The following is a 12,956-nucleotide window of genomic DNA, read 5'->3' on the forward strand; positions in this document are numbered from 1 at the left end:
GTGAATTAATAAAAATAAAAAGTAATAAACAGCACAAAAAGCCCATCAACGGGTGAACAGTGGTGAACAGACGGTGAACAGTCATTACTGCGATTGTTCACCTTTTAAATTACTGTATTACTTATCTTTTTTCTTATGGTGAACAGAGGTGAACAGTAAAATATAAAAAAACAAACAGTAAGCCGGTTTTTCCTGCGACCTTTTCCTGGCTTGCCGGTCTGAGGATGAGTCTCCTGTGTCAGGGCTGGCACATCTGCAATGCGTCGTGTTGTTGTCCGGTGTACGTCACAATTTTCTTAACCTGAAGTGACGAGGAGCCGGAAAATGTCTGACAACACCATCCCTGAATATCTGCAACCCGCGCTGGCACAACTGGAAAAGGCCAGAGCCGCCCACCTTGAGAACGCCCGCCTGATGGATGAGACCGTCACGGCCATTGAACGGGCAGAGCAGGAAAAAAATGCGCTGGCGCAGGCCGACGGAAACGACGCTGACGACTGGCGCACGGCCTTTCGTGCAGCCGGTGGTGTCCTGAGCGACGAGCTGAAACAGCGCCACATTGAGCGCGTGGCACGCCGGGAGCTGGTACAGGAATATGACAATCTGGCCGTGGTGCTGAATTTCGAACGTGAACGCCTGAAAGGGGCGTGTGACAGCACGGCCACCGCCTACCGGAAGGCACATCATCACCTGCTGAGTCTGTATGCAGAGCATGAGCTGGAACACGCCCTGAATGAAACCTGTGAGGCGCTTGTCCGGGCAATGCATCTGAGCATTCTGGTACAGGAAAATCCGCTCGCCAACACCACCGGGCATCAGGGCTACGTCGCACCCGATAAAGCTGTCATGCAGCAGGTGAAATCATCGCTGGAACAGAAAATAAAACAGATGCAAATCAGCCTCACCGGCGAGCCGGTTCTCCGGCTGACCGGACTGTCAGCGGCAACACTCCCGCACATGGATTATGAGGTGGCAGGCACACCGGCACAGCGCAAGGTGTGGCAGGACAAAATAGACCAGCAGGGAGCAGTGCTTAAGGCCAGAGGACTGCTGTCATGATTTACTGCCCGTCGTGTGGACATGTTGCTCACACCCGCCGCGCACATTTCATGGACGATGGCACCAAGATAATGATTGCACAGTGCCGGAATATTTATTGCTCTGCGACATTTGAAGCGAGTGAAAGCTTTTTCTCTGACAGTAAAGATTCAGGAATGGAATACATTTCAGGCAAACAGAGATACCGCGATTCACTGACGTCAGCCTCCGGTAGCATGAAACGCCCGAAAAGAATGCTTGTTACCGGATATTGTTGTCGGAGATGTAAAGGCCTTGCACTGTCAAGAACATCGCGGCGTCTGTCTCAGGAAGTCACCGAGCGTTTTTATGTGTGCACGGATCCGGGCTGTGGTCTGGTGTTTAAAACGCTTCAGACCATCAACCGCTTCATTGTCCGCCCGGTCACGCCGGACGAACTGGCAGAAAGCCTGCATGAAAAACAGGAACTGCCGCCAGTACGCTTAAAAACACAATCATATTCGCTGCGTCTGGAATGAGGGCTGCCGGTTAACACCGGCCGTCGCCGCACACCGTATTTTTATTCTTCAGCATGATGAGAAAGATATAACGATGGAAAGCACAGCCTTACAGCAGGCCTTTGACACCTGTCAGAATAACAAAGCAGCATGGCTGCAACGCAAAAATGAGCTGGCTGCGGCCGAACAGGAATATCTGCGGCTTCTGTCAGGAGAAGGCAGAAACGTCAGTCGCCTGGACGAATTACGCAATATTATCGAAGTCAGAAAATGGCAGGTGAATCAGGCCGCCGGTCGTTATATTCGTTCGCATGAAGCCGTTCAGCACATCAGCATCCGCGACCGGCTGAATGATTTTATGCAGCAGCACGGCACAGTACTGGCGGCCGCACTGGCACCGGAGCTGATGGGCTACAGTGAGCTGACGGCCATTGCCCGAAACTGTGCCATACAGCGTGCCACAGATGCCCTGCGTGAAGCCCTCCTGTCCTGGCTTGCGAAGGGTGAAAAAATTAATTATTCCGCACAGGATAGCGACATTTTAACGGCCATTGGATTCAGACCTGACGCGGCTTCGGTGGATGACAGCCGTGAAAAATTCACCCCTGCGCAGAACATGATTTTTTCGCGTAAAAGTGCGCAACTGGCATCACGTCAGTCTGTGTAAAATTCCCCGAAAATCCGCCCGTTTTTACTGAAAAAAGCCATGCATCGATAAGGTGCATGGCTTTGCATGCGTTTCCCTGCCTCATTTTCTGCAGACCGCGCCATTCCCGGCGCGGTCTGAGCGTGTCAGTGCAACTGCATTAAAACCGCCCCGCAAAGCGGGCGGGCGAGGCGGGGAAAGCACTGCGCGCCCGGTTGGTGCTCGTTACTAATGTTTTTTGCGCCCGAGCACCGTCGGGAAGGGGCTGGGGGGGGATAGGGGAGGTGCCTGACGTCGCGCGGTAATGTTGGTAAGTGTGCCGCTGATGGCTTCTGAGGGGAGTGGTAAATAGCCGCCTTTCGACGGTGTAGTGGGGAGAGTATTGCTTACAAACGTAATGAAATTGTTTGAGTAGCTAGGCTACTGCATAGGATTATTTTGTTCTGTTAATATATCCGTTAATATAGATAGATTGATCCAATTGAGTTTAAGGAATGAGTATGTTTCAGATATCAGCTGGAGTGTTCTTTGATTTAGATAAAATAGAAAAACACGATGGCACATTTGTTTTTTATTCAAATGTTGATGTGTCTTTCTCGGTGGAAAACACCTCCCCTCTTTTTAAAGCAAATAAAATAAGTCATGATGGTATAAACTGTTATGTGGTAAACTATACTCTCCTGACCGAAAAACCAGAACGAATTGAAGCTGGAGTCGTAGTTAGGGCTGGTGATGAGGATTATAGGCAACAATTTATTTTATTATGGGAATTCTATTTTGATTGTGTGGCTAGAGTAGAAAAAGAGTCGGTTAAAAAAATATGTGCATTATCAAATTTTAATAAACATCACTCAAAAATTGCGCTTGAAGTTGCCCCATATTTAGTGGAGATTAACCGAAGAGTTTCATTTGATGATGTCTCTGGGTTTTCTGCTTTTATTAAAGATGTAGTGAATCTAAATAGATCTGCCTTTAAATCTTTAATGGCAGCGTTAAAAATAATTAGTGATTCAAAAGAATCATTGTCAACCAACTTTGACCTGACTTATTCCATGTTAGTCTATGCCTTGGAGTCTTTGTCTCAAAGAAATGATAACTATAAGTCTGATTGGGATGACTACGATCAAAAAACCAGAGGTGAATTAGAGTCTGTATTTGAGCATATGCCTGGTGAGGATGTTTGTAAAATTAAATCAATACTTATTGAAGGCAAACAATTCAGATTACAAAAAAGGTTCAAAGATTTTATACTGAAAAATCTTGAAGAAAATTATTTCAATGAAACAGAGAGATATCCAATCCGCTATAGCTTCCTTAGTAGAGCTTTAGATAATTTATACAAAATCAGGTCTTCTTTTGTCCATGAGCTTAAGCCACTTGATGCAATGATCTCGAAAGCCTACAATCCTGTTGGTGATTGTCTGGTTCTTTTTGGCGAACCTCACTTCAGTTACTCTGGATTGCTTCGACTTCTTCGCCATGTGATAATAAATTTTTGCCGTAAAAACTACAGTCAAAAAAGAGAGTATGTTAATTGGGTGATGGAAACATCGGGTGTAATGGTTGCAGAGATATCTGCACAATATTGGCTCTGGAATGCAGACGGATTTACAGCTAAAAGTATAGCGAAGTGGTTTAGTGAATACCTAAATATGTTAAATTTAGGCGAAGTCACTGATTTGCAGTCTATCATGGACAAAATTGAGATAATCTATGACCAATCCAAAAAAGAATATAAAAATGGGTTGTTGTATTTTTATTTCTTATATAACTTAATGCATAATGGAAATAAGGGTGAATGGCTTGAGTTTGCGAACAAGCGAAGTTCTATACTTGTTTGTGATATATATTGGTATTCATGCTCTCCATATTTATATAAATCATTTACTAATGTTTCAAATGGTATTGCTGATATAAAAACATTGAGAAACTTTTTGTCTTGTTTTAACGAATATGATAAAAATAAATTTAAGCCAAATCGTTTAAATCTCCCTGCAATGACCGAAGTAATTATGTTGGCTTGCGCAGCAAATTCATTCTTCAGAATTGGAATGTATCAAGACTATGTTTTAATGGGCAATAGAGCGATGAGAGAAATTGCTTCAGTAAAAGATGTATTTTATTATATAAAAGAACGATTAAGTAATTCACAACTTATTGAATTGGACGAGTGCTTGAGATTGTATAGAAAAAAGGGGGGCTAACCCCTTTTATTTTTAACGTATTCTCCCCACCAATCCATCAATTCAATTCGCTGCACGAGATAAGTAGAACGATTGTATGCTTTTCTAACTTCATTTTTATCACTGTGGGCTAAGGCAGACTCGATAACATCAGGATTTAATCCAGCTTCATTCATGGCTGTACTTGCTATTGAACGTAATCCATGGGCAACTAATTTTCCGCCAAAACCAATACGTTTTAAAGCTGCATTTGCAGTCTGACTGTTCATTGGTTTCTTTGGGTCATTCCGACTCGGAAAAACATATTCACGATGAGCACTAATAGGCTTCATCACATTAAGAATCTCTAATGCCTGAGATGATAGAGGAATTATGTGTTCCCGTTTAGCCTTCATCCGTTCGGCAGGAATCGTCCAGAGCTTTGCATGAAGATCGATTTCTTCCCACCGAGTACTGGAGGCTTCAGAAGGGCGCACAAGAGTCAGGAGTTGCCATTCAATTAGACAGCGAGTCGGGATAGACAGATTTGACATGACTAAAGAACGCATCAGCTTTGGTAATTCTTCAGGTCGAAGCGTCGGCATGTTTTGTTTTTTTGGCTTTTCGAAGGCCATGCCAACACCTGATGCTGGGTTTGCATCAATCAAGCCAGTGTTAACCGCATAAATCATTATTTCGTTAATGCGTTGCACCAGACGACGTACAGTCTCTAATGCCCCACGAGCTTTGACTGGCTCAAGTGCTTCGACCAATGTTCTAGCTTTGATCTGCTGAACGGGCATCTCACCAACGGCGGGGAATACATCTTTTTCCAATGAGCGCCAAATATCTTTTGCATAATCAGGGGTAACACTTTTGCTTTTGAGCTGAAACCAATTAGCGGCGACCGTCGAGAAAATACTGTCCTGTGCGATTTGCTGCTGTTCCTCTGCAATTTCAGCTTGAATTTGCGGGTCAATTCCGTTGGCTAACAAGGAAAGGTAATCCGCTCTTAAGCGTCGGGCGTCAGCAAGTGAAAGGGCTGGGAAGGCTCCTAGCCCCATCATTGTCCGTTGCTTTGTTGCCGGACGTTGATAACGGAAACGCCATAACTTCTTACCGTTCGTTTTAACGAGTAGAAAAAGACCATCGCCATCATGCAACGTTAGATCCTTTTCTAACGCTTTAGCGCGCAGTACTTCTGTGTTGGTCAGGGGGCGTGTCGTTCTTGCCAATTTGGCCGCTCCTTCATGAATTGGTATACGCGTTTAGGTATACATCCTACCGTATACCTAAACGTATACCAATAATCACTGGATTTAGCTGGATATCCTCGGACAACGGTAGACACAAAAAAGCCCGCAGAGCTTGTGCTATGCGGGCTTTCAGGATTTCTCCGGACGTATCCGGAAGAGCAAGTGGTGGAGCTGGCGGGAGTTGAACCCGCGTCCGAAATTCCTACATCCTCGGTACTACATGCTTAGTCAGTCTTTACATTCGCTTGCCAGCTGCGGACGGACACGCCACTAACAAACTAGCCTGATTAAGTTTTAACGCTTCAACCCCAGGCAGGGCTTCCACGCGATCTCTTTTGGGTTTGACCTCTCTTGATCCCCGTCCTAAGAGCGGAGGCTAGGGAGAGAGGGCTCTAAGCAGGTTATTAAGCTGCTAAAGCGTAGTTTTCGTCGTTTGCGACTATTTTTTGCGGCTTTTTACGAGGCCAACCGCCCCTCGGCATGCACCTTGGGTTTCGCAAATCCCGTCGAATCCAGAATCAGCCCCAATGTGTAAAGGTAAGTATACCAGATTTATGAGCGCCATGACCAGCCTCAATGGCGTTATCGTTAAAGATTTAGCACCCATGTAGCCTGATTTTTATTCGATTAAGCAATGGGATGGCAACATTTGTGTCGGATGTGATAGCCAATAAGATGTTCATTCGCGCCGCCGGAGAGGGAGGCGCGGTGAGGAACTGGTCAATAATTGGAGTGCAGGTTTAACGGTGGGCGTTTTTCATGATACGTGCTTTATCCACCTGCCATTCGCGTTCTTTGATATCTGAACGTTTATCGTGCTGTTTTTTACCTTTGGCGACGCCGATTTTCACTTTGCACCAGGCATTTTTCCAGTACAGGGAGAGCGCCACTACGGTATAGCCTTCTCGATTGACGCGACCGTACAATGAGTCCAGTTCGCGCTGGTTGAGAAGTAACTTGCGGGTACGGGTAGGATCGCACACCACATGCGTGGAGGCCACGGCCATTGGCGTGATGTTAGCGCCAAACAGAAATGCCTCTCCGTCACGCAGAAGGACGTAGCTGTCGCTGATATTGGCTTTTCCTGCGCGCAGGGATTTAACCTCCCAGCCTTGCAGGGCAAGTCCCGCTTCGAACTCTTCTTCGATAAAGTATTCGTGACGGGCGCGCTTGTTAAGCGCGATGGTCGCTGAACCAGGTTTATGTGCTTTTTTCTTCGTCATAAGCGTCGTGAATCATCGGTAATCTGAAATCGAAAACACCCCATATCAATCCTGCGGGGGACAAGGCTCTATCTTAGCATGAACCCGATGTTACCCAGCGCCGGGATAGCGTTTTTTTTACAGCAGGATAAATGATATTATTTGTTGGATTTTTGTTGATGGAAATTGTTATGCCTCAGATTAGCCGGACCGCACTGGTACCCTACAGCGCGGAGCAAATGTATCAGTTAGTGAATGACGTTCAGTCTTATCCTCAGTTTTTGCCGGGTTGTACCGGAAGTCGGATTCTGGAGTCCACTCCTGGGCAGATGACTGCGGCGGTAGATGTCTCTAAGGCTGGGATCAGCAAAACGTTTACTACCCGCAACCAGTTGACCAGTAACCAAAGTATTCTTATGAATCTGGTGGATGGGCCGTTCAAGAAATTGATTGGTGGATGGAAGTTTACGCCGCTGAGCCAGGAGGCGTGTCGTATCGAGTTTCATCTCGACTTTGAGTTTACCAATAAGTTGATTGAACTCGCCTTTGGTCGCGTGTTTAAAGAGCTGGCGTCTAATATGGTCCAGGCTTTTACGGTTCGTGCGAAAGAGGTTTACAGTGCCAGGTAAAATTGCCGTTGAGGTGGCTTATGCGCTACCTGAGAAGCAGTACCTGCAGCGCGTGACGCTGCAGGAGGGCGCGACGGTTGAAGAAGCTATTCGCGCCAGTGGCTTGCTGGAATTGCGTACCGATATCGATTTAACTAAAAACAAAGTCGGCATTTACAGCCGTCCGGCAAAACTAAGCGATAGTGTGCATGATGGCGATCGGGTGGAGATTTATCGCCCTCTCATTGCCGATCCGAAAGAGCTTCGCAGGCAACGAGCAGAAAAATCAGCGAATAAATAACAGACAGAAAAAAGGTGCTCATTGAGCACCTTTTTTAACGTCTTTGAGAGCAACTTTATTATTAGTTACCACTCAGCGCAGGTTTGTTATCAATATTGGTCAACACACCGCTACTGTTAAAGGTCAGCGTCAGCGTTTGCTGCGTTACACCTTCATGACCTGGTTGCTGGCGGAAGACATAGAACCAGGTATTCGTACCAAATGGATCGGACATCAGCGGTGTACCCAATGCGTACGCAACTTGTTGTTGCGTCATGCCAACACGTATTTTGGATACGTCGTTAGCGGTCAGATAGTTCCCCTGGTTGATGTCAGGACGGTAAACCACTCGCTCCAGAGTGGAACAGCCTGCGGTCAACATCAATAGTACTGCTGCTGCAGCAGTCAGCGTTTTACAGCGCATAGTGATTTGATTCCTTTTCGGGCCCGAGCAGTACGTGGCTCATCTGTAATATGCCGATGATAATAGACCTTTCATCACTTTAAAACCTTTTGCTTTCCGGTCTTACGGCGTTTTGCTGTTTACTCTGACCGTGAAGCAGGAAAAAAGTTTACGCTGCAAGCAGTTCTTTCGCATTCGCCAGTGTATTACGTGTGACTTCACTGCCACCAAGCAGGCGCGCCAGCTCTTGTAACCGCGCTTTTTTATTCAGGGATTGCATATGCGTTTCTGTCATCGCACCATCGGTTTCTTTGCTGACAAAATAGTGTTGATGACCACATCCCGCGACTTGTGGCAGGTGGGTAACACACATCACCTGAGTTGATTCGCCGAGTTGACGCAGCAGTTTGCCGACAACTGCCGCTGTTGGACCGCTAATACCTACATCCACTTCATCAAAAATCAGTGCCGGGGTTTCCATTTTACGCGCCGTGATGACCTGGATTGCCAGTGCGATGCGGGACAATTCACCACCGGATGCGACTTTGGCAATAGGCTGCATTGGCTGACCTGGGTTGGTGGTTACCCGAAACTCAATACGATCGGCACCGTCAGCGCCCAGGTGATGCTCGTCAAATTTAACATCGATCGTAAACTGCCCATGCGGCATTGAGAGCGCATGCATACTGTCGGTGATCAGCTGTGCAAGTTCTTCTGCATATTGCTGGCGTTGTTGGTGTAATGCGCGCGCGATTTCCAGTGCCTGCTGATGATGTTTCGTTACCGCCAGCGCAAGCGTTTCTTGTGAGTCGGCCTGATCGTCCAGTTGCTGCTGTTCTTCCAGTAGCGACTGGTAATACTGTGGCAATGCCTCAGGGCTGACGTGATGTTTACGTGCCAGCGAAATCTGTTTTGAGATGCGCTGTTCAAGTTCAAATAGTCGGTTGGGATCGAGATCCAGACGATCGCAGTAGTGGCGCAGTTCATCGCTGGCTTCAGCAATCTGGATGGTAGCTTCTTCCAGCATATCAAGTACGCCGGACAGTTTGCTGTCCATGCCAATCAATTCGCTCACCAGTTGTTTAGCCGTGTAAAGCTGACTTTGCAGGTTTGCGTCTTCACCGTCGGCCATTAATGCCAATGCATTCTGGCTGGTGGTCAGCAATTGACCGCTGTTCGCCAGACGTTTGTACTCTTCGTCGATTTGTTCAAACTCTCCGGGCTGCGGATTAAATTCGTTAAGTTCTTTTAATTGGTATTGCAGCAGTTCCGCACGGGCGGCGCGTTCCTGACTTAACTGTTGATGATGCGCGAGGTCACGGCAGCTTTGATGCCACAACTGATAACGTGCGGTCATTTCCTGCAGTAGAGAGGTTTCATTGGCATAGCCATCAAGCAGGAATTTTTGGTGCTCAGGTTTGGTGAGTAATTGATGAGCGTGCTGACCATGGATCTGAATCAGCAACTGACCCAGTTCGCGCAGTTGTGACAGAGGAACAGCTGTACCGTTGATGAAACCACGGGAGCGACCATCGCTGCTGATCACTCGACGAAGCAAACATTCATGCCCGTCTTCAAGCTGATTTTCTTCCAGCCAGCGCAGAGCCGCTGGCGTATCTTTCAGAGAAAAACGGGCGCACAGGTCAGCGCGAGCAGCGCCGGTACGCACCATGTCGGCTTCAGCGCGACCACCGAGACAAAGACCGAGGGCATCTATTGCAATAGATTTACCCGCGCCGGTCTCGCCAGTTATTACGGTCATGCCGCTATGAAAATCAATCTCAAGCTCACGAACGATAGCAAAGTTGCTGATGGTCAGTTGTGCCAACATAGTCGTTTTCCTGTATGAAAAACCATTGCTGTTATTGTGTACAGTATAAACTGGTTTTATATACAGTAAAGAGGCTGGCGTAAAATTAGAATAATTTTTTTGACCAGCCGAGCTTGGTGCTTAATGTGTTGAAATAACTGTAATCTTTCGGATGAATCAGATTCAGATGGTAATCACAGCGACGAATCAGGACATCTTCACCTTCCTGAATCGGCAGTGCTATCTGGCTGTCGCAACTGATTTCCAGGTCGTTACGGCGATGCGAAAAACGCAGACGGATCGTGCTGCTGCTGTTTATGACCAGTGGTCGTGCTGACAACGTATGCGGGAACATGGGCACCAGGGTAATCGCATCCAGAGAGGGGGTCAGAATAGGACCGCCTGCAGAGAGGGAATAGGCGGTGGAGCCTGTTGGCGTCGAAATAATTAGTCCATCAGATCGCTGAGAAAACGCAAAGATCTCGTCGATATACACTTCGAACTCAATCATATGCGCCACTTTGCCTGGATGAAGCACCACTTCATTTATCGCGGTGCTGATGCGTTTCTGGCAATCTTGCTGACAGACTTGCGCTTCCAGCAAAAAACGTTTCTCGCTGATGTAGTGGCCTTCCAGCACATCGGCTAACTGTTGCTGGGCGTTATCGGGGTCAAGGTCAGTCAGGAAACCCAGGTTGCCACGGTTGATTCCAATAACTTTAATATCGTAACGGGCGAGTGTGCGTGCCGCGCCCAGCATATTACCGTCGCCACCAACGACTACCGCGAGATCAGCTAGTTGCCCAATCTCCGCGAGCGTGCCAGTTTTCACATTCTTCAGTTGCAGTTCGTGAGCGATTTGTTGCTCAACGATGACCTCGTAACCTTTTGTGCACAGCCAGCGGTAGAGCATTTCATGTGTTGTCAGTGCAGTGGGGTGCCGTGGGTGTCCCACAATGCCAATACACTTGAAATGATTATTCATTTTTCCGAGGTCCTTGTTGCGAAGATTGATGACAATGTGAGTGCTTCCCTTGAAACCCTGAAACTGATCCCCATAATAAGCGAAGTTAGCGAGATGAATGCGAAAAAAACGCGGAGAAATTCATGAGTAGTAAAGAACAGAAAACGCCTGAGGGGCAAGCCCCGGAAGAAATTATCATGGATCAGCACGAAGAGATTGAGGCAGTTGAGCCAGAAGCTTCTGCTGAGCAGGTGGATCCGCGCGATGAAAAAATTGCGAATCTCGAAGCTCAGCTGGCTGAAGCCCAGACCCGTGAACGTGACGGCATTTTGCGTGTAAAAGCCGAAATGGAAAACCTGCGTCGACGTACTGAACTGGATATTGAAAAAGCCCACAAATTCGCGCTGGAGAAATTCATCAACGAATTGCTGCCGGTGATTGATAGCCTGGATCGTGCGCTGGAAGTGGCTGATAAAGCTAACCCGGATATGTCTGCGATGGTTGAAGGCATTGAGCTGACGCTGAAGTCGATGCTGGATGTTGTGCGTAAGTTTGGTGTTGAAGTGATCGCCGAAACTAACGTGCCGCTGGACCCGAATGTGCATCAGGCTATCGCAATGGTGGAATCTGATGACGTTGCGCCAGGTAACGTACTGGGCATTATGCAGAAGGGTTATACGCTGAATGGTCGTACGATTCGTGCGGCGATGGTAACTGTAGCGAAAGCAAAAGCGTAATTTCTGTTTTCGTAATAATTCACGGCCCTGCATGCGAATGCAGGGCCGTTTTCGTTACTCCGCCACACTCTCGCGCAGCGGTTTCACAGGAAAAACTTTTACCTGCTTAATCATATTGTCCTGTACGTCGAGAATATCTATATCGTACTCGCCAATACGCACGCGGGTGCCTGCGACAGGGATCTCTTCCAGTGCCTCAAGAATGACGCCATTAACCGTGCGGGCATCATCTTCCGGTAGATGCCAGTTAAAGGCTTTGTTGATTTCCCGCACGTTGGCAGTGCCATCAATAATCACCGAACCGTCGTTTTGCGGCGTGACTTCTTCGGCAAGTGTTGGCGACATCGACGTAGTGAAATCGCCGACAATCTCTTCCAGAATATCTTCAACCGTCACCAGCCCCTGAATGTCTCCATACTCGTTGACGACCAGGCCGACTTTCTTTTTGTTGCGCTGAAACTTCACCAACTGCGTGCTGAGCGGCGTACCTTCCGGCACAAAATAGATCTCGTCCGCGGCGCGCAGCATGGTTTCTTTGGTGAACTCTTTTTTCTCCGACATCAACCGCCAGGCTTCACGTACTCGCAGCATACTGATGGCGTCGTCCAGCGAATCACGGTAGAGCACGATGCGCCCGTGAGGTGAGTGGGAGAGTTGGCGCAGAATCGATTTCCAGTCATCGTTGATATCAATACCGATAATTTCACTGCGCGGCACCATGATGTCATCAACGGTCATTTTTTCCAGATCGAGCACCGACAGCAGCATATCCTGATTGCGACGGGAAATTTGTGAGCGCGATTCATGCACGATAGTGCGCAACTCTTCTTTGCTCAAAGAGCCGCTGACCACGATATCGGTTTTGATGCCCATCATGCGCATTAACATGCGGGTGATAGCGTTCAGCAACCAGACCAGCGGCATCATCAAAATTTGCAGCGGTGCTAACAGAATACTACTCGGATAAGCGACTTTTTCCGGGTATAGCGCAGCGATAGTTTTCGGCAACACTTCGGCAAAAACCAGCACCACAAAGGTCAGCACACCAGTCGCAATTGCCACGCCCGCATCGCCGTACAAACGCATCCCAACAATAGTGCCGAGCGCGGAGGCAAGAATATTGACCAGGTTATTGCCGATTAACACCAGGCTTATCAGGCGGTCTGGCTTACGCAGCAATTTTTCGACGCGTTTGGCCGAGCGATTACCCTGTTTCGCCATATGTCGCAGACGATAGCGGTTGAGGGTCATCATTCCGGTTTCGGACCCGGAGAAATAGGCTGAAATGACCACCATGATGATCAGAATAATGATCAACGTAGTAGTAGAAATGTGTTCCAGGGGAAACTCCTT

13 protein-coding genes and 1 other RNA gene are annotated in these 12,956 nt (G+C 47.7%); 7 read left to right on the forward strand and 7 right to left on the reverse strand.

Features of this window, described 5'->3' with window-relative positions; genetic code table 11:
• Positions 1 to 324: 324 nt before the first annotated feature.
• The 4 genes from HGD79_RS21475 (at position 325) to HGD79_RS21490 (ending at position 4,385) form a co-directional block, all read left to right on the forward strand.
• Positions 325 to 1,059 carry a hypothetical protein gene (locus HGD79_RS21475; protein ID WP_001283017.1) on the forward strand — a complete coding sequence of 245 codons (735 nt, stop codon included), beginning with the start codon at positions 325 to 327 and terminating at the stop codon, positions 1,057 to 1,059.
• Entirely contained in the window at positions 1,056 to 1,556 is a 501-nt protein-coding gene (locus HGD79_RS21480; protein ID WP_000638635.1) for an ogr/Delta-like zinc finger family protein, read from the forward strand. Before HGD79_RS21475 ends, HGD79_RS21480 begins: the two co-directional genes overlap by 4 nt.
• Positions 1,557 to 1,629: 73 nt before the next feature.
• Complete coding sequence (locus HGD79_RS21485; RefSeq protein ID WP_053901924.1) at positions 1,630 to 2,202, forward strand: phage polarity suppression protein; 573 nt, start codon at positions 1,630 to 1,632, stop codon at positions 2,200 to 2,202.
• A gap of 479 nt (positions 2,203 to 2,681) precedes the next feature.
• Complete coding sequence (locus HGD79_RS21490) at positions 2,682 to 4,385, forward strand: hypothetical protein (RefSeq protein ID WP_088551761.1); 1,704 nt, start codon at positions 2,682 to 2,684, stop codon at positions 4,383 to 4,385.
• On the opposite strand, the gene HGD79_RS21495 is transcribed toward HGD79_RS21490, so the two are convergent.
• The 3 genes from HGD79_RS21495 to smpB form a co-directional block, all read right to left on the reverse strand.
• Positions 4,382 to 5,578, reverse strand: a complete 1,197-nt coding sequence (locus HGD79_RS21495; protein ID WP_000124719.1) for an integrase domain-containing protein — start codon at positions 5,576 to 5,578, stop codon at positions 4,382 to 4,384. The genes HGD79_RS21490 and HGD79_RS21495 overlap by 4 nt on opposite strands.
• 184 nt (positions 5,579 to 5,762) lie before the next feature.
• Positions 5,763 to 6,125: a transfer-messenger RNA gene (gene ssrA / locus HGD79_RS21500) on the reverse strand.
• Positions 6,126 to 6,339: 214 nt separating this feature from the next.
• Positions 6,340 to 6,822 carry an SsrA-binding protein SmpB gene (gene smpB / locus HGD79_RS21505; RefSeq protein WP_000162574.1) on the reverse strand — a complete coding sequence of 161 codons (483 nt, stop codon included), beginning with the start codon at positions 6,820 to 6,822 and terminating at the stop codon, positions 6,340 to 6,342.
• A gap of 170 nt (positions 6,823 to 6,992) precedes the next feature.
• Between smpB and ratA the strand changes: the two genes are divergently transcribed.
• Both ratA and HGD79_RS21515 read left to right on the forward strand, forming a co-directional pair.
• Positions 6,993 to 7,430, forward strand: a complete 438-nt coding sequence (gene ratA, locus HGD79_RS21510) for a type II toxin-antitoxin system toxin RatA (RefSeq protein WP_001341638.1) — start codon at positions 6,993 to 6,995, stop codon at positions 7,428 to 7,430.
• Positions 7,420 to 7,710 carry an RnfH family protein gene (locus tag HGD79_RS21515; RefSeq protein WP_001117838.1) on the forward strand — a complete coding sequence of 97 codons (291 nt, stop codon included), beginning with the start codon at positions 7,420 to 7,422 and terminating at the stop codon, positions 7,708 to 7,710. Before ratA ends, HGD79_RS21515 begins: the two co-directional genes overlap by 11 nt.
• 61 nt (positions 7,711 to 7,771) lie before the next feature.
• Here HGD79_RS21515 and bamE read toward each other — a convergent pair whose 3' ends face one another.
• From bamE to nadK, 3 genes are all read right to left on the reverse strand, one after another.
• Positions 7,772 to 8,113, reverse strand: a complete 342-nt coding sequence (gene bamE / locus HGD79_RS21520; RefSeq protein WP_001203437.1) for an outer membrane protein assembly factor BamE — start codon at positions 8,111 to 8,113, stop codon at positions 7,772 to 7,774.
• Positions 8,114 to 8,261: 148 nt separating this feature from the next.
• On the reverse strand, positions 8,262 to 9,923 hold the full coding sequence (gene recN, locus HGD79_RS21525; protein ID WP_000880910.1) for a DNA repair protein RecN: 1,662 nt from the start codon (positions 9,921 to 9,923) through the stop codon (positions 8,262 to 8,264).
• An 85-nt stretch (positions 9,924 to 10,008) separates the two neighbouring features.
• Positions 10,009 to 10,887: an NAD(+) kinase gene (nadK, locus tag HGD79_RS21530; RefSeq protein ID WP_001059169.1), complete on the reverse strand. Its 879-nt coding sequence runs from the start codon at positions 10,885 to 10,887 to the stop codon at positions 10,009 to 10,011.
• Positions 10,888 to 11,009: 122 nt separating this feature from the next.
• Between nadK and grpE the strand changes: the two genes are divergently transcribed.
• Positions 11,010 to 11,603 carry a nucleotide exchange factor GrpE gene (gene grpE / locus HGD79_RS21535; RefSeq protein ID WP_001296310.1) on the forward strand — a complete coding sequence of 198 codons (594 nt, stop codon included), beginning with the start codon at positions 11,010 to 11,012 and terminating at the stop codon, positions 11,601 to 11,603.
• A 54-nt stretch (positions 11,604 to 11,657) separates the two neighbouring features.
• On the opposite strand, the gene HGD79_RS21540 is transcribed toward grpE, so the two are convergent.
• A complete protein-coding gene (locus tag HGD79_RS21540) occupies positions 11,658 to 12,944 on the reverse strand; it encodes an HlyC/CorC family transporter (protein ID WP_032149952.1) in 1,287 nt (428 codons plus the stop codon).
• Positions 12,945 to 12,956: the final 12 nt, after the last annotated feature.

The sequence above is a fragment of the Escherichia sp. SCLE84 genome (assembly GCF_012584495.1).
Taxonomy (GTDB): Bacteria; Pseudomonadota; Gammaproteobacteria; order Enterobacterales; family Enterobacteriaceae; genus ECMA0423.